This is a genomic window from Microseira sp. BLCC-F43 (assembly GCF_041929235.1).
Classification (GTDB): domain Bacteria; phylum Cyanobacteriota; class Cyanobacteriia; order Cyanobacteriales; family Aerosakkonemataceae; genus Microseira.
The window spans coordinates 17,945-36,030 of sequence record NZ_JBHFNP010000066.1; the positions used below are offsets into that span (position 1 = coordinate 17,945).

Here is an 18,086-nt window from a genome sequence, read left to right on the forward strand (position 1 = left end):
GCTGATTTCAGATTCAAATTAAATCTAAAATCTAAAATTTTCGATTGCCCCTAGATCGAGTAAATCTGGTTCTAGGGTTAGTAATTCGGCGGGGGTAATTGTGCCATCTGCGCCTGGTTGAGGGGAAGCGGCAATTAAGCGGTCATTTAATATTGCTGCCTCGCCGACGCGGTAAAGTTTATCTAGGTCTACTGCGACAACTCCGGGGATAGATTGGATTTGGGCGATCGCTTCACTCTTCGTAACAGGTTGACCCAAGTTTCGCGCATCGAAGGAAAAGTAAGATAACAGCGATGAACGGACATTTGCTAATACTTTTTCCGTTACGTAATCTGGATCTACTTTCACTTTTGCAGCAATTCTAAACGGCGCTGGTAAATAAGATTGCACCCGCAAGGAAATATAGGGATCGCCTGCTTTTTGCATCGCCGCTAAAAGCTTTTCATAAGTGGGACTTTTTTCTGGTACGGGTGTTGCATTGTAACCAGCTACCGTGAGGAAAACACCCCGCACTTGTCCAGTCCAAGTCCAAGTTGCCAAAGCTTTAGCAATTCCGGAAAAAGCACGGGCAAAATCTTCGTAATCTTGCAAGGAAACAATGCGATCTAAAGTTAGTACAGTAAGGGGTGCATTGCGCCGCGCTTCGGAAAGCGACTCCGGATTTTGTGCGCCCATAGCATCTAAGGAATTATTTACTCCTTTAACTCCCAATGGACGAGTCATTAATAAACTGAGTTTTCCTGCTTTTACCATTCCCGCCAAACCGATACCTTGGCGATAGGTTGCTGTGATATTTTCTTGTCCTGTCGGCAGGCGAGATCCGGTTTTGCCGTCGCCAAATTGAATAGTGGTTTTACCATCATCATTAATGCGAGTGATGTAGACTCGTTCATCTGAATTTCGTCCATATAAAGTTGGGACTTCATGCCACAAAATATCGTTGACGCGCACCTGTAAAGTCGATTCTGCACCGCTAGGAGTATCAGCAGTTACATAAGTAAGCGGCGATTGACGCAAAGTAAAATGCTGATAACTTTGACTGGCATTCCCGCTACCCAAAACTTCTGTTTTAGTTTCGCCATGAGTAGCGCGGGCAACATTTCCATAAATCGTCACCGTATCGCGCACGTAGTCGTTATTGAGCTTAGTTTCTAGGGTTATTTGCGTATATCCTTCACTCTCGATAACCTGTTCTACCTTGCTAATTTTTACTGGTTCGCACGCCTGATTTCCCCGCGATCGATCCAATTCGCCGCAGATTATAAGCATCTGTCCTGCAAATAAAGTTTCTATCCAACCATTGAGTTGAATTTCCGTACCTGAAACGGGTTGTTCAATAGGTAACCGGGCGAGTTTTAGTTCCTCACTTTGGGCAAAAACCGTTGTTTGGCGAATCTGAAAATTAGCGAAATCCTCATTATTTTTCAAAGTCAGGCGGGTAACTTTGGCAGTTAATGTGAAATCGGATTTAGAAATTTCCGTTGTTGCGTCAACTTGATGTACCTTCCAGTTGCTACCCTGTTTCAAAACCACGTAGCTATCTTTAACAATGCTGGAATAAACATTATCGAGATATAGGTTTGTACTGGTTGAAGATTCACCGGGGTAATTATTAAGGGTATTTTCTGCCCATAAATTTTTGCGATTATAGTAAACTCCATCTTGCCATTTTTCCTCGTTATCCATCGGGTTATCCTCAGTTGGCGTCCTGGGGACTCGAACGAATTCGCCCACGCGCTGAGTGTATGGTAAAGCATCCCATTTCGGCGCATTGTGACCAAAAATTGCTGCCCGCAGTCGGAAAGTAAAAACGCTGGGAGGAGGTGGTTGATTCGCTTTTAAATTGTTGAAGATGTCTCTAGCTTGAAAACGATATCTTTGTCCGAAGGCGTAAAAATCCGCGCCGCTAATTGTTTGACCAAAAAACGATGCAGTTAAAGCGCTATAGTCAAGGAATAATTGTTCGTAAACTATGCTGGTCTGAGTAAAGCTATTTGCTATTAGCGGTTGAAGTTTGATTACCGTATTATTTTGTTGAGGTTGAGGCGTTACCGATGCAATTTGGCGAAAGACGGGTTTGCCGCCACCATCCGGAACAATTAGCAAACTATCTCCGGGTTTAAGTCCCGTAGTTATTCCTTCTAAAAGTAGGGAATTGGCATTGCCTTTAATAGCTTGTCGTTCGGTTAAACGCGGTTTAATTGCGTTCCATTCTGGTCTAGCTTCGATTTTTTCAATTGTTTCAAATGTCTGGGGTTGTTCGCCAGCGCCTGGTAGACTTTGGACTTTAGTACCGATATCAATTGTTACCTGAATAGGCGAAGTTGGGGCATCTTCTAAAGTGAAAACAAGGTAAGTATTGGCAGCTACACCAGGTCGTAATTCGTATCCAATTAAGCGAGCTAAATGTAAAATTGATACCCGTTCTTTGGCTGTACGGAGATAGGATTCATTGGCGATGCGTTCTTGATAGAAAGTCAGGACATCGGCGACAGTTGACCACGCATCTAGGAATGCGATCGCAAAGTCATCATCCTCCCTAGTTCGCAATCCTTGTAATTGCGGCAACTTGGAATCAGACAGACGCGCCAACAAGCTTTCTTTGAATTTGGCGTGAGTACCGACGCGATAAGCAATTTCATCTAAACCAGGCAGGTTATAAACGCCTACAGGTGTCTCTTGCGTAATGCCTTCACAACAACCGCAATCATCTAAATTTCGCAGACTTTTATCGGGTGATAAACTCATTTTCCCCCCTCCATTATTAAACGCAAAATACCGCGTTCGGGAAAGTCCGGATCGTTATCCAAACGGGCAATTTCCAAACGCCCTAAAGATAGAAATCCTTTGTCTAAAGCTTCTGTACTTGGCATTCCCTGACGTTGAAATGCGGTAATTTTCACCGAAGCGACTCCCGAAACTGCCATAGCGGCAGCATACAATGGACTCAGATAAACAGGTTGCCCAAACGTAAAATTATCGGGATGAAATACGCCTTTGCGTCCGTCTGGTAAGATGCGGTTACTAAAAATTTGCAGCAAAGCAGCTTTAACATCGCTGCGGAAATAACCGGGTTTTACACAGACCTGCATCTCAATTTCTAAAGAAACAAAACGCGGCGCATCTATTTCCAAATCATAACCAGCCATGCGATATTTTTCTAAATGCTGGCGTATTTTATTTTCAAACTTTTCGTCAATAGATGCACCTCCCAATCTATCCACCGTGACAAAAACTGTGTGCCAACTTCCCGTCCAGCGAAACGTTGCTGCTGCTTTTTGCACTTCGGGATGACGTTGAGTAACTTCTGCATAATCTTCTGGCGTAACTGCCCTTTCTTGAGTCCGAAAAGCAGCGGGTGCTTTTGAACGCACATCTTCTATACTTTCCGGTTCAATTCCACCTCTTGCAGGTAAAGGGTTGCTGACTTCTTTAATTCTTGATTCATCGGTAACGATGTGCGTTATCGACTCTGCACCGACATTTCCCGCTACGCCGTTACCAACTCGATAAGTGACTTTAAATTCGGTTTCTGACTCAGGACGCAACCCGTTTTTATCATCTCCAAAACGCAGGTAAGTTTTGCCATCAGTTTCTACTTCGACGACAAATTCTCTGCTGTCGGGTTTGCTGTTGAGTAAATCCCGTTTTGGTTTCCAAGAATCAGTTTTGTTGTGTAATTTACTGGTGAGAACTATTGCAGGTATTGCATCTTTCACTAACCAGTGCATAGTAAAGTAAGCCGATGCCTTGGAATTGTAGGGTGCAGCGTGAGTCAGAGGCGCTGCTTTCAAGTGAGGATAAAAGCGCGGCGGAATAGGATTGGATGGTATTTCCTGACAGCGACTTTCTTGACTCGCCACTGGTACTCTAAAAAGTGTCGGCTTGGGAACAATGCCAATAAATTCATTTTTAATTGTTTGACCGTAATCTGCCAAAACAATATTCCCAAACGCAACGCTGACATTTTCTTTGTACGCTTCCCCGTGTTCTTTATCAGTTATGGCAGAAATGCACAAAGGAAAAGGTAATGCGTCTTCCCTATCCCAAGCAATTTCAGTGACGGAAACGGGGTCATCATTCCCATTTTCCGGGTCAGGAAATCTTCCCCCCAACGGATCTTCATTAGGAGTAACTTCTGTTAAACGAACTGCGTGGCGATGAGTCGGGTCAACATCTTCTGTTTCTCCCGTTAATGGACTAATAACTTCTGCAAAAATCAGCACATCACCGGGTTGCAAATTAGGGTAATTTCCCCGTAACGTAGCGCGGGTAGCCCCTTTTGGTAAACAGCATTCTTTTGCACCCCAAGTGTAAAATTCAAGCTGATTATGAGGCTTGAATAAACTAGCCTCGTGCATGGTTTCAAACACTTCAGGTTGTGCGTTTAAGGCTTGATTGTAAGCTGATGAAGAAGAACTGGGAATGCGTTTTTCAATTCCAGGAACAGTTGTTAATAGTTGAGTGCCTTTTTTAAGCACCACCTCCTCGTTATCGGCGACATCATCCTTGACTCGCACTTGCACCCAAACCCTTGCATTGCAGCCGTTGTGCATGAAATAATCGACTAATCTTGCGTGGCGACGGACTGAAATGCGACGGCGCGCTGTGCCAAGATAGGATTCGGTTGCGATCGCATCCTGTTGATAACTTAAATAATCCCCCACATACGCCAGCAATTCCACCAAAACAATCCCCAAATCCGCCGCATTTCGTTCTCTCCACTGCGGCATTAAAACTGCCATGCGGTCAAGCATTAATTGCCGAAAACTATCATAATCCTTCGCTAAATAATCAATTTCTGGTTCTTTTGCAGGTGACGGCGGACAAATCCGTTCTGGACGACAATCAAAATCGCTAGGACAATTAACTTTAAAAGAAAAATCGACGGCTTTTAGTAATGGATCGAACTTTTCTAGCAAACGATCTTCATAAGGCACTAACCGCAGAGTATAAATTGAAAAGTCTCCCGCTTCTTTCACTCGCACTGTGAGAATTTTAGCTTCATCTCCGCTACCAATAGTTACGTCATCGACAGAGATGTTGGTGATGCGTTCTCCACCCTCAATGCGGATATTTTCTTGAATCAACGCATTACTATCTAAGTCTTTAATAAAACGAACGTACAACCGATGCCAATCGGGATCTACCTCTAAATAATCAATCCCATTCAGGCTACCATGTGCCTTCACCGCCGCCCGTCGATATTCATCGCAACAAAAGTAAAACATATTGGTAATTGGTAATTGCTAATTGCTAATTGCTAATTGCTAATTGGAATTTTTTCTTCTCCTTTTGGCAATCTAAAATCTAAAATCTAAAATCTGAAATTCCTAGACTCCTCTCACAAATTGAGCGACTTGTCGTTGTTGCGACTTGCGGACGGTGTATTGTACCAACACGCGCAAAGTTGAATCTTCACTCTGCACGTCCACCGCCTCAACTTGAATTAAATCCCCCAACCATTGTTGTAACGATCCTTGCACCGTGAGTTGAGTTGCTGCCGCTAAGGCATCGCTATTTGGTGCAAAAATTAACTGCAAAATACCGCTACCAAAAGTCGGGCGATTCACTCTCTCACCAGGAGAAGTAAATAACACCTGTTCAATCAAATCGCGGATATGTTCATCTTCACTGGTTTGGGCAGTGCGCCCGCGAGTATCAAAGTGAAATGGATAATCTATATTCATGGCTAATTGCTAATTGCTAATTGCTAATTGCTAATTTCAGATTGACTCTCTTCTCTCTGCGTTCTCTGCGTCTCTGCGGTTCATTAAATAGGTATTCCTTGCAGGAGAAAAGTCTAACTCAATCCAAAATCTAAAATCTAAAATTCCCTACATTCCCCTCACCCGTATTTGGGTAAGAACAACATTTAAAGGAGTACCAGTAGGCGCGCAAATTGCTTGAGAATCTTGCAATAAAACTGGCACTCCACCAGCACGAATTCGCGTTGCAGCGGTAATCCACTGGGCGGTGATGCAAGGACCATTTGCAGCTGGTGGCGGAGGTAAAGTACACCCAGCTACGGTATAAATTCCTCCTTGCGTCACAATTGGTTGTCCGCTAACTTTTACTCTGGGATTGGGTACAATTGGTTGCGCTTGTCCTGCGTGAGAACACAGCACCGTCGCCCCTTGATGTAATAAAAATCCCGGCATTTATATCACCTCCAATGCCCCATTGTTGATCGATACTTGTGGACCAGTTAATTTGATGCTGCCACCCAAACCATTATCAATTTCAATCCCCGTAGCATTCATCACAATCTTTTGTCCCGTCGCAGTTTCCAGGGTGATGCCCCCAATTCCCGGCGTATCGTCCACCACAATTGTATGACCTCCTTCGGTTTTAAGCATTAATTTTTTGTAGGGAGGTGCTAGCAAAATGGGAGGTATTTCAGCAGCAGAACCCCACCAACAACCCGACCAAATCGGGTAATCTGGGTCGCCATGTTCAAATTCAATCCACACACCTGCCCCTACTTTTGGTAAGGCGAAAAAACCCATGCCGCTGCCACCAAAAGAAGCGCAAGGCATTGCCCAACCACTTTCTAATTCGCCCATTACGTCAGGTACTCTTGCCCGTATTCTTCCGATAAATAATGGGTCTTGAATGTCGGTAACAATGCCGCGATATTTGCCGAAAAATTGATTGTTGGTCATGGGTAATTGGTCATTGCTAATTGCTAATTGCTAATTGCTAATTGCTAATTCTTCATGGTCTTACTACTGGTAGCAACGACCCTGTTCCTTCTCTGCTAATTGTGAATTTTTGGGTGTATTCGCCGCGCGAAATGGTGTGGGTGACTCTACGGACGTAGTAGTTGCCGTTATAAGAAAGACCTACACCGCGTACTCCTACTGGTTTTCGCGCCCTTAAAATGTGACCGTAACGTATGGTATCGAGTTCGCCTTCTCCTGTTACTGAGTCGGGCGATCGCGTTACAGTAGCAACAGCTTCCGTTGCTGCTTGTGCTGGGTTTTGATTGGCAGTTTCTCTTAACAGAACAGTCCGTTTCGCTGGCGTTGGCGACAATACCAATGGTGGCAAACGTAACGAAGGTAGGGAGGGAATTGGAATGCTAATTTTAGTCAGCGGTTCGACAAAAGAACCTTCGGTTCCCACAGGGGCAAGGGCATCTTGAGAAAAATGCAACGATTTCACATTATTAGACGCCCCCATATTCATTGTTAAAGCAGGTTGAGCAATTCCACCCCTCTTTTCTGGCCCCCAATAAGCAAGGTTTGCTTGAAAAGTTATTGGTTCAATGTAGAAGACAAAACCATTCCGCCTCGCCAATCTTTTAATAAACTGCAAATCTGTTTCTTGCTGACGAGGAACCCGCTGCAATTCGATTGGTACATCGGTGGTTGGTGTTGGTTTTGGCACCAATCCATACTGGGCATAATCGGCAATTATCCGAGTCACAATCAGAAAATCTGGTTGATTTTTATACTCAGCATTTTTCTCTTTCAAATCGAGCATTTGGCTCACATCTTTGCCGGTAACGGTGAGGGTAGTCATCCCCGGTTCGTTACTCGGTGCAATTTGGTGATGGGTAATAACGCCATCAATTAATACTTCTGGTGTTGTACCCAACAGCACGCCAATGATTACGCGGGTAAAAGTTTCTACTACGCCGCTTTGTAGCAAGCCATAATTGACGACGTTATCCTTACTCAGCGTAAACATAATTTGGAACCCATCGCCTTGTTCTGCATCGTTGGTAACTTCAACTCTTGTTAAGGCGCTAGTTACATCATAAGATGCAGGCAAGGGAATAGTCTTGCCAATTAATAAAATTAAACGAATTCCGAGTTGGTTGGTTAGCATAGCGATTTTGGATTGGCTAATGGCTAATGGCTAATGGCTAATTGGAATTGAATAGGGATTTGATTTCCCAATTCACAAGCGCCAATCTCCCGTTACCATTCTCTACAAATGGGGAAAAGAAATTTTGATGACGCGCCCAATTTCGTCGGTTAGTTCATTGGGATTTATAACGTTGTTGCTGTCGCACACCTGCCAAAATTGGGTGGGGTCGCCTAAGTAGCGGGCGGTGATGTTGTCTAAGCGATCGCTTTGTTTTACCGTATGTTCTACCAGGGTTGTCATCCCCTCAGATGAAGGGATAAATCTGCGTCGCAGGTAGCGAATTTCGCGAGGCATTCCGTTGCTATCCGTTACCGTCTTAGTGGCGGTGGGAATGTTGTAATAACGGCTATTGGGAGCAAACATAATTTTAACCTCCAATACTAAGATTGGCACTAAATGAAAAAGATGCTGACGCGGATGGCAAGTTACCGACGCCGTTGATAGTTGCCATCACTTCTTTAGCAACTTGATGTACCATAAATAACGAACCACCGACGCTCAATATTCCTAAATCCTCGTAATTAAGCACCCGTAAATCTAAACTTACTTTGGCGCGAATTGGATTTAAGTTCGGGTCAAATGCTTCTTCTGTAATGGTAAATTGAGTTAAGCGCACGGGTAAAACACGTTTGGCTCCCCAGATAAATAGGGTCAGCGGTGCTTCCGGTTGAATGACTTCGATGATGCCAAATCTGGCTAGGACTTCGTTAGCGATCGCCACCGCAGATTTCGGATACAGCAGCATTTCCAAAGAAGCCAATGTGGGATAAATTCCCATCGAAGTAGCGGGAAATTTTTCTTGTTCTAATTGATCCGCAGCATCGATTTCCACATCAAGTCTGATTGACTCTCTAGGCGGCCCTTTAAATCGCAATGCTTCACCTTGGCTGGCATTATCGCTGCCCGTTGTTTGAGCATTAATCGTGCGCGTAAGCGTGTCGGGATTGTACTGAAAAATGATGACGCTTGCCACCGGGTTGAAGAGGTCAACTCCAATAATTGCGCCTTTAAGTAAACGGGGGGAATTGGGGAAAGAGGTCATGATAATTTTGGGTTTTGTTTGTCTAATTTAAGGGAGTGGCGATCGCAATAATTCGGACAAAGGCTAGCGGTCGTAATTACACCTGTCGGCGTATGTTTCCAGGTTTCCTGGGTCGCGAGTTGGGCACTCGGTAGCACCAGGTTCTCGTTCTGCCGGTCCAAATAGATTCCTTCGTTCCGCCTGTTGGGCATAGCCGTTACACAACGCCTCTCCCACCTCACGAATCGAACCACGAGTCCGGCGCTCTTCTGTGCGGATCTCCTGGCGAGTCCGTGTCATTTCCACCGACGCAAATCGGAGGAACTCGAAGATCCGCTCCCAGGGTCTATGCCCTCGACCGCCACCGGCGATAAATTGGTCAATCGCGGTCAGGAGTTGAGCCGCAATCGGCGAACTGGAGGTGACCCCAAACAGGCGCAATCGATCCTCGCGGGCAGTTACCCGATTTAACAGCGCCAGGAATTGAGCTGCCAGTTGATCGTTGGCAATCTCATCGCCAAACAGGAAATCGGTTACCTCTTCTGGACTGCTAAAACCGGCATCAAACAAGGCATCTCCTAATCCGCTACCGGGGGTGATACTGGGACGCCGTCCCAACAATTCGCCCCGTCCTGCTGGCTGTGGAAGTGTGGTAGTGCTTCCCAGGCGGCTCTGAACCAGTTGATGTAACCGCCGTGCCCGCGAGTCTGAAAGCGGTTCGTTCAGTGCCCGTTCATCAGCTTCCGGTGAGGCAAATCCATTGATGGCGCTCACTGTCCAACCATCCCGCACTAGGGCAACCACCTGGTCGAGTGCCTGGATAGACTCGCGCCGCAGTTCGGGGTTCCGAGTATCCTGGTCGGTATTGAGACGGAAGTAGTAGCGCAATCGATTGCGGTCAGTGACTGTGTAGGGCACATCTTCGGTGTATTCCCTGGGAGGAATATCTTCCATACACTGGTAAGCGACCGGACAGGTGCATTCGCGGCAGATTTGTTCTTCAACATTCGGACCACCAAAGGTTCCCCCAAGCCCGAAGGTCACACCACGTCGCCCCTCGTCCTGGATGTTTGTTCCTTCCACAAAGATGGTGGGTCCACCGGGGATGCGAACTTCCCCCCTCAGGGTGCTATCCACCTGTCCGGATTGCGTTCCGACCATTGCCCCACCTCTGGCGCCAATATCGGGACCGCCCGGAATTCGGACGCCTACTCCTCCCTGACCCCCTACTTGAGGTTCAGATCCCGTGTTTCGAGCTTCCCCTTGGGCTTCAATGCGGACACCGGCACTGCTCCCTTCAGGTGCAATATTGAGAATTCCACCCACCCGCACGGTTCCTGTGGAAAAACTGTTGGGAATGATATCCCCGACGATCCGTGCAGTCAATCGACCGTCACAGAATTCGTAGGTTATGCCCGGATTTGGCTGTATTCGTCCTCTAAAGCTAGAACGTCTGACATTGCGTCCCCGACAGTTGCACAGATAGCGGAAAACATGAATACGCACTTGATCTTGCCCACGGGAGGGCTGGTCCAGCGTTGCCAGTCGGGCATCGTCTCCTCGTCGTTGCGGTAGGGTTTGCGGGTTGGCTTCCTGGCGGCGTAGCCGCAGTCCCGCCGGTTCGCCACGAATCGGAATCGGCTCAGACAGGGGATGATTGCCCACTACAATATCGGCAACGCGATCGGCTTCCGATTCTGCCGGTTCGCGAGCGGCGCCAATTTGTAGTTGCCTCTGGACGCCATACCCCGATTGAGATTGCTGAACTACGTGTGTCAACTCGTGAGCCAGCAGGTGCGATCGCTGCCGACTGCCTAAGCAATGCGCCTCGGTTCCCAGGACAATGTTATGCCCGACCGTATAAGCTAGCGCATTCACAGCTCGCGCCGACTCCGCCGCCTTCCCATCTGTATGCAGCCGCACCCGACTAAAATCATGTCCGAAGCGTGACTCCATGAAAGCACGAGCATCTTGGTCTAAAGGTTGCCCTGGCGATCGCAACACCTCATGTACAATCGGTGGCACTTCATCAGGTTCAGCTTGATTATTAGCACGGCGTTGTAAACTCAGCCGTTTGTTTTCACACTCGATACACTTTCCTGTCAAACTTGCTGAATTTCCACAGGCGCATTTGCGTTGTAACAATCCTGATTTAACAGGTGTGAAAGATGGTTTGGGTGTGGGTTTTGTTTGGGTTGGCGATCGCGTACTCATAATCCTAATCCTCATCATAATGTCTATCAAGATATTACTTGCTATGCACTACTCAACTATCGGATGATCGGCCCAACATACCGCACTTCCCATTCGTGAATCGAGCCAAAAGTCTGATTACAAGAATCATAAGTTTGACCTTTAAACTGATACAGCATATCTACCTCAGAGCCGATCATTATCCGGGGAAAATCACGCCCACGATAACTGCACCCCGTAGCCCGGTCTGGAAGAAAATCTTCATCCGTTGTCTGAGTTTCATTACGGTGTCCATAACGTCCCCTGGGATTCCTTTCAAGTCCATCCTCGTGATACACGTTCTCTTCTAAAACCGCTCCTCCCCACAGATGTATCGTCTCTCTTCTGCCGTTGATGATTACATGACCTTTAATATATTGACGGTACTCACCACACGAACAATCACAATAAGAGGTTGGACTCCTTCGAGCTAAAGAACCAGAATCTCTCCAGTCAATGTTCATTTGAAATCGCTCACCGACAGTTCCACCACGATTTATAAGTCCACTCCGATTCGTAGGTATTTCCTCACTAACAACACAAGCTGATGGTGTTCCTCCTCCGTCTTGAGATGAACCTTGTCGCTGAAGCATCCCAGCGACTGTATCAGCTTCATGTACTATCGGCGGTACTTCATCAGGTTCAGCTTGATTATTAGAACGACGCTGTAACGTAAGCTGTTTGTTCTGACATTCAGTACACTTTCCTGTCAAACCAGCCGAATTCCCACAGGCACATTTACGCTGCAAAATTCCTGTTTTAACAGGTGTGAAAGATGGTTTTGGTGTAGTTTTGGTTTGGGTTTGCGATCGCATATTCATTCCCCTATTCTCTTGAACAATTTTTCAGCGCTCGCATTATTTCTGGAAATGCGAGCGCTCGTAACTTACAATTGCTCTGGATCGATGCCTTTCTCTCGTAACCGTTCTAATAACGCTTGATAGCGCTGTTGTTCTTGTTCGAGTCTCGCTGTTGCCTCCTGTGCTCGTTGACGTTCTTGTTCGAGTCTTGCTGTCGCTTCTTCAGCTCTTGCTGTCGCCTCCTCAGCTCGTTGCTCTAATTCCACAGAAGTTAGGAAGCGCCGCCCATCTGGACGATAAATTTCCAGATTATTTTCTGTCAGTTCAAACCGAATTTCTAACAGCGGACTCACCCAACCATTCATCTCTTCAATTGGTTCTAACCAATCCCCAGAACGAACCAATCCTGTTAATTCATTCTCATCTGGATCGTAAATGTAATACTCCTGCACGCCATAGCGTTGATAAAACAACAGTTTCTCAAACATTTTTTTGCGGCGATTTCCTGGAGAAAGAATTTCAAAAACTACCTGCGGCGGGATATTTTCTTCTTCCCATTGCTTGTAAGAACCGCGCTTTCCTTTAGGTCGTCCAAAGATAACCATCGCATCTGGTGCTTGCCGCAGTTTGTTATTACCTTCTACCGGATACCACAGCAAATCTCCAGCGACAAATACGTCCGCTGCGCCAGCAAACCAGATTTCTAAGTTCTCTTTTATCAGGACAATCCATTTGAACTGTTCTGTGTTTTCTGCCATCGGTTCTCCGTCGCTGTCGGGGTAGATGATTTCTGGTGTTGTTTGAGGAGATAGTTGTTGTACCATAACTGTTTAATTCTGGGAAATTGCCAGTTAGATTGTCTATATTATAGCTTGGCTTCAACCATAATTATTCTCCTAATTTTCCATAAATTATATGTGCTATTTGAACGCCGATTATTTCTGGTTTCGCACCCAATTGCACTTCAAATCTACCGGCATTGATGCGGGGAATTTCACCTCCTTGATCGATCGATCGCGGTAAACCTTTTTCGGTCAACAATCGCGTTAATTCTTGCTGGAATGCTTCGCCGATGAGGTAGCGATCGCTTATCTCCATCCCATGCAATACCAATTCCTCGATATGCAATTCAATCTTGTTCATACCCACCCTCCAATTTCTGCCTCTGTCAAAGATTTCTCCAACTTTCCGTATTCACATTTAGCAGCGCGTAATAAATGGGACATCCCCACTGCTTCCCCTGCATCCGCTGCCAAAAAAGCCGCATTTAAAGCAATATTACGGATATTGCCGCCTGGGACATTCAACCGCGCTAATTTGTCCAAATCTAGCCCTTCTATTGGCGTTTTCGCTGGAAAGATGCGCCGCCAAATTTCTTTGCGCTGCGTTGCATCTGGGAAGGGAAATTGCACCACGAAGCGAATGCGGCGCAAAAAAGCAGTATCTAAAGCACTTTTTAGATTAGTTGTTAAAATGGCTAAACCCCGATAAGCTTCCATGCGTTGCAGCAGGTAACTTACCTCGATATTGGCATAGCGATCGTGGCTATCTTTTACTTCAGAACGCTTGCCAAATAAGGCATCAGCTTCGTCAAAAAGTAAAATTGCCCCGCCTGTTTCTGCTGCATCAAATACGCGCCGTAAGTTCTTCTCTGTTTCACCAATGTATTTACTAACAACCGAACTTAAATCAATTCGATATAAGTCTAATTGTAATTCATTAGCGAGTACTTCTGCCGCCATTGTTTTACCCGTGCCGCTAGCACCGACAAACAAAGCGCTAATTCCCAATCCTCGCGTATCTCTAGCAAATCCCCAAGTTTCGTATACTTTGGATCTTTGTCTGACATTGGCAGCAATATCCCGCAGCATTTGGCGTTGGGGTTCTGGTAATACTAAATCGTTCCAACTTGCGGTAGATTCGATGCGTTGGGCGAGAGTTTCTAAACGCGATCGCGCCTGCAACCGACAAGCATTCCATAATAAATTTGGGAATTGGTAATTGGGAATTGGTAATTGGTTATCTTGTTGGTTAATATGATTCAATACTTCGATACTTACGGTGCGAATTCCTGGGTAACTTAAGTTGAATTGTGTGGCTAAAGTTGCTATTTTTCCGTTTAGTTCATGAGTAAATGGTGCTAAAGCAGTTTCCCACAATTTTTGCTGTTCTGCAGCGCTGGGTTTGTGGATATCTAGGCGAATAACTGGACGATTAAGAGTTGGTAAAGGTTCGCGAATAGCTATTAATAATAAACCAGGCGATCTTTCCACAAACGACAGCACAACGCGCATTGACACGCCTTCCAACTCCTGGCAATCTAAAAGTAGGGCGCTACCACTCAGCACTGCTTCCCTTGCCCACAAACCCATTAACGCTTCTCTTTCAGCTACGCTATTGGGAATATCGCCAGCGTGGAGAACTTGCAATTGCATACCTAAAGCAACGCAAGCGGAAAATGCGATCGCTTGTTTTCCCACCAATTCTTCCCCGCAAAGTTGGATTGCAGGTAAAACCGATCCTCTGGTTGTCTGCGACCAAATGGTAACAATTTGTTGCGCGATCGCACGGTGAGAGGCAGGCAATTCATCTGACCATTCTCCCGCGATCGCAGGTTCTATCAATCCTTGCAAGCGATCGTCGATGTAGGATACGCCTGTTAAATAATGCAAAATTCGTTCGTCAATTCGCAGGCGATTTTGAGTCAAGCTTTCTCCATTTCCTACTTCAATTAATCGCCAATGACGTAAGGTGGCAACAGGCGCTAAAGCACTCCAGTGAGATTCTGGGAAAACGGCTAATGCTAGGCTAAATGTTGGATAATTAAATTGGGGATTCCCTTGAGCTTCTGCACAAAGTTTGGCTAAAGATGCACTCAATTCTACTCCCGCACACAGCAGCAAAATATCGCGTTCAAAGGATGTCAGATTAAACGCGATGCATAGGGTATGCAAAGCTGGAGGATGCCGCATGTTAGCAGCGATCGCTTCTAATTCCTCTGATGCAATCTCGCTGATTTCAACAGTATCGTTCTCTTGAAAACCAGCGATATACTGCTGTAAATATATCCGAATTTTTGCCAACGCTGCTGTTAGGTAACGTTGGTTAGCTTCTTGCCAGTTAAAAGGTGCAATATTGTTCATGAGATTGTCACCTGCGGCGAGTTGTAAAGTCCGGCGGCGTTTGCACCGAGGTTGCTCTCTGCGCCGTCTACTTGCACGCGCACTAGATAATTCCCCGGTGCTACCCCTTTAATTGGAATCGCAATCGACGCAGTTTCATCTTGATTTGGGTCAGTTATTCCGTTATTTAATGGAGCATTAAAACTATAAGCTCGTGCCGAATTAGCGGGTACAGAAAGCAACTCGTTTAGTAACAAAACGACTCGCTGCCGCTTGCCAACATTGGGCGTAAAATTCACCGTCACCTCAGCGGAACATCGGGTGATGCCATTTGTAATTGTGCAGATTACAGAACTAATCGCAACTGTAATTTTTGGGTGCAAAACGAACGCCGCTACATTGGATTCAAAACCTCGATGTGGTTCGGATGCGCTGGTGCCAAAGTTGATTTTATGCACCACCTGTACAGGTTGAACTCCAGCTTTTAAAGCCAAAGATGTAAGTGTTAATTCTATTTGGTTTTCGCCGATATTTTCTGCTAGGGGCGTGACTTCAATCTCTCCTATCTTTACAGTGGTAATATCGCCTTTTAATTGCTTGCCCAAGATGAGTAATTTGCTGTCTATAACAATCGGTTGATTTGCGCCTGAAGATGAAACAACTTGCTCAATAATAGGTTGCCGGAAAGCCATGACATAGATGTTGCGATCGCGCACCGGCAAAGCTCTCTGGGGCGTCAATTCCGCCTCGATTAGCGCCACGGAAGCTTGATAGGCAACCGATAAGGCATAAGGTGTTTGGAAAAACACCGACCACAACTTGGATAGCTCTTCCAGATTCATGGAAATTGGCGAAAATTTGATTAATTCCACCTGTTCATCCAAGTTAGAGGTTTGCAGATACTCATCAGAAAGATGAGGATATTGGGCAGTATCAATTAACTTGCGAATTGCTTCTCTAGTTAGAATTGGTTTGGCATGTATAGCACTCAAGGTACTGCCCATTAAGCGCTGGGGGACAAACTCGGTTTCATCGCCATAAAACGTCAACAAATAGTGGAGATCCAGGGCAATTTGCGGGCGCTGCACGAGGGTTCCTTCCGGGCGACGAGTAGGAAGATCGGCGTTAATCCAAGCAGCATTGTGAGTGACTTGATAAAGATAAATATTCACGTGCGGTTTTTCGTCTTTCTCCGGTGCGTGGGGGCGCTGGGTGGTTACCTCAGCACCGGGAACAGATGCTTGGACAGCACTACTAATAGTTTGACTAAAAGTAGCAGTGACGGTTGCGATCGCTAAAAAATTACTCATCCCCCACCTCCAGTTTTTCGCAAATATTCCGAAAGCGATAATTTAGGTGTTGGCGGCGATTTGCGCGGTGCAGGTGGCGCAGGTGGCGCCGGAATTGCCCGCACTTCAATCCGACCAATACTGACTCGAATTGTTTGGGGAATTGGGAATTGGTAATTGGGAATTGGTGATGGGTAATTGGTAATGGGTAATCTCTCCATCTGCTCATCTTTCCCGCTGCTGGAATTGGGTAATTTTTGTTTTAATTCAGGTTGAGTAGATTCCGGCATTGCACCAATTTCTTCCCGCAGTCGCGTTTCTTCCTGATTTGGAGATGGCATTACAGTTGCACTATTATAAGTAGCGGATAATCGCTCTTGCCGAATCGGATTTGATTCAAGATTCTCCCTGATAGTTATACCAATTCCAGATTGATTCCCTCTTTTATTGTTATAGACCTTCAGAGTGAGGGAATCATAATCATTTGGTAAAGCGTTATCTGCCGAACTTGTAGAGATAGCTTGAGAAGATATCTCCGCCGCTTCTTTGGCAAACTTGTCCCTATATTCAATCTCGACACCACCAGACTTCTGCAAAAACTCTTGTGGGTTAGGCGTCTCGCCTGACTTTGAATTTATATTCTGAAAAAGTCCACTCAATGACTCATCCGCTACATCCGTTACTTCATCTGTTACCAATTCCCTCCCCGCAAGCTTCCGCGATCCTGTCGGATTTTGAGTAATTTGTGTTGGGGAATTCGGGATGAAAGATGGGGAAAATTCCCCCTCTCCCCTGCTCCCCTGCTCCCCAATTCCCATTCCCGGATCGTACATCGAGGCAATTCGGGGTTGTACCACGGGTATTGTACCGAGGGTACGTCCTACCAATCTAGTCAAAAAATTTGTCATACACCCACCATTTCCAAATAAAACTGCCGCCGCTGGTGACTCATGGCTAAAATATCCGCTTCGCGCCAACCATAAGCTTTTGCTAGGGTGTGAACTTCCCGCAGCAAGCGTTTAACAAAAGCAGCAATTTCTTGCCAAAAAAATGCAGTAATATCAAACAGACTTTGCCATTGGTAGTTGCACCCCGGACAAGTAAAATCCAGTAACACTTCCGCTTGGGGATCGCACTCTGCCATTTGTTTTGCCAGTTGTGCGATCGCTTCCTCTGATAACTCGTTTGTCGCTAAAATCGCCCCATCTTGTTTCACCTGCAACACGCACCTTTGAATTAGCCGCTGTTGGGCGATAATCGGGTTGTTACAACTAGCGATCGCCGCCAAATCCCGACTGTTCGGTAGTCGAAACTGCAACTCAATTCCCCCCCAACAAAACCCATGTTCAGACTGTACGGGTCGCTCCAGGTCAGCAACGCGAATATTTGCGATATCGAGAGTGAACTCTAAGCGATCGCTACACTGCGGACATACCGCAAAACCGTTCATCCCCGTTCCAAACGTCAATTCCCTGAGTCTCAAAAGATACCCGTCCCGCTGCCCAATCGTCAGCAAAGCCGCTTCCTCAGCACGAATCTCCGGACAAGCGACAGTCAAAATAGTCACAGCCCGTTTTAGGGGATGCTGACACAACCCCTGTTCCCAAATTTGCAAGATATCGCTAGCAGTTAGACAACGCATTTTAATTTCAGATTTTAGATTTCAGATTGCAGATTGAAGAATTGAATCTACAATTTGTACAAATTTCAGCCGATTGCAGATTTCCCATTTAATCCTTAAATC

Annotated in this window: 16 protein-coding genes; all 16 read right to left on the reverse strand. The window is 46.0% G+C overall.

What is annotated here, in order from left to right; genetic code table 11:
• Positions 1-24: 24 nt before the first annotated feature.
• Complete coding sequence (locus ACE1CM_RS10855; RefSeq protein WP_374877432.1) at positions 25-2,748, reverse strand: putative baseplate assembly protein; 2,724 nt, start codon at positions 2,746-2,748, stop codon at positions 25-27.
• Positions 2,745-5,231, reverse strand: coding sequence for a putative baseplate assembly protein (locus ACE1CM_RS10860; RefSeq protein WP_374877433.1), 2,487 nt, complete (start codon positions 5,229-5,231; stop codon positions 2,745-2,747). Before ACE1CM_RS10860 ends, ACE1CM_RS10855 begins: the two co-directional genes overlap by 4 nt.
• Before the next feature lie 102 nt (positions 5,232-5,333).
• Complete coding sequence (locus ACE1CM_RS10865) at positions 5,334-5,690, reverse strand: GPW/gp25 family protein (RefSeq protein WP_374877434.1); 357 nt, start codon at positions 5,688-5,690, stop codon at positions 5,334-5,336.
• Between the two features lie 147 nt (positions 5,691-5,837).
• Positions 5,838-6,161, reverse strand: a complete 324-nt coding sequence (locus tag ACE1CM_RS10870) for a PAAR-like protein (RefSeq protein ID WP_374877435.1) — start codon at positions 6,159-6,161, stop codon at positions 5,838-5,840.
• Positions 6,162-6,665, reverse strand: coding sequence for a phage baseplate assembly protein V (locus tag ACE1CM_RS10875; protein WP_374877436.1), 504 nt, complete (start codon positions 6,663-6,665; stop codon positions 6,162-6,164).
• A 52-nt stretch (positions 6,666-6,717) separates the two neighbouring features.
• Positions 6,718-7,836: a phage late control D family protein gene (locus ACE1CM_RS10880; protein WP_374877437.1), complete on the reverse strand. Its 1,119-nt coding sequence runs from the start codon at positions 7,834-7,836 to the stop codon at positions 6,718-6,720.
• Positions 7,837-7,938: 102 nt separating this feature from the next.
• On the reverse strand, positions 7,939-8,241 hold the full coding sequence (locus ACE1CM_RS10885) for a hypothetical protein (protein WP_374877438.1): 303 nt from the start codon (positions 8,239-8,241) through the stop codon (positions 7,939-7,941).
• A gap of 4 nt (positions 8,242-8,245) precedes the next feature.
• Positions 8,246-8,920: a hypothetical protein gene (locus ACE1CM_RS10890; RefSeq protein ID WP_374877439.1), complete on the reverse strand. Its 675-nt coding sequence runs from the start codon at positions 8,918-8,920 to the stop codon at positions 8,246-8,248.
• A gap of 63 nt (positions 8,921-8,983) precedes the next feature.
• The gene (locus ACE1CM_RS10895) at positions 8,984-11,113 is read right to left on the reverse strand and encodes a DUF4157 domain-containing protein (protein WP_374877440.1); all 2,130 of its coding nucleotides are present in this window, start codon (positions 11,111-11,113) and stop codon (positions 8,984-8,986) included.
• 56 nt (positions 11,114-11,169) lie between these two features.
• A complete protein-coding gene (locus ACE1CM_RS10900) occupies positions 11,170-11,952 on the reverse strand; it encodes a hypothetical protein (protein WP_374877441.1) in 783 nt (260 codons plus the stop codon).
• A 65-nt stretch (positions 11,953-12,017) separates the two neighbouring features.
• The gene (locus ACE1CM_RS10905; RefSeq protein ID WP_374877442.1) at positions 12,018-12,755 is read right to left on the reverse strand and encodes a Uma2 family endonuclease; all 738 of its coding nucleotides are present in this window, start codon (positions 12,753-12,755) and stop codon (positions 12,018-12,020) included.
• 64 nt (positions 12,756-12,819) lie between these two features.
• Positions 12,820-13,074: a hypothetical protein gene (locus ACE1CM_RS10910; RefSeq protein ID WP_374877443.1), complete on the reverse strand. Its 255-nt coding sequence runs from the start codon at positions 13,072-13,074 to the stop codon at positions 12,820-12,822.
• Positions 13,071-15,074, reverse strand: coding sequence for an ATP-binding protein (locus ACE1CM_RS10915; protein WP_374877444.1), 2,004 nt, complete (start codon positions 15,072-15,074; stop codon positions 13,071-13,073). Before ACE1CM_RS10915 ends, ACE1CM_RS10910 begins: the two co-directional genes overlap by 4 nt.
• Entirely contained in the window at positions 15,071-16,363 is a 1,293-nt protein-coding gene (locus ACE1CM_RS10920; RefSeq protein WP_374877445.1) for a DUF4255 domain-containing protein, read from the reverse strand. Before ACE1CM_RS10920 ends, ACE1CM_RS10915 begins: the two co-directional genes overlap by 4 nt.
• The gene (locus ACE1CM_RS10925; RefSeq protein ID WP_374877446.1) at positions 16,360-17,250 is read right to left on the reverse strand and encodes a hypothetical protein; all 891 of its coding nucleotides are present in this window, start codon (positions 17,248-17,250) and stop codon (positions 16,360-16,362) included. The genes ACE1CM_RS10920 and ACE1CM_RS10925 overlap by 4 nt, the downstream gene beginning before the upstream one ends.
• Positions 17,247-17,984 carry a hypothetical protein gene (locus tag ACE1CM_RS10930; protein ID WP_374877447.1) on the reverse strand — a complete coding sequence of 246 codons (738 nt, stop codon included), beginning with the start codon at positions 17,982-17,984 and terminating at the stop codon, positions 17,247-17,249. The genes ACE1CM_RS10925 and ACE1CM_RS10930 overlap by 4 nt, the downstream gene beginning before the upstream one ends.
• Positions 17,985-18,086 lie beyond the last annotated feature (102 nt).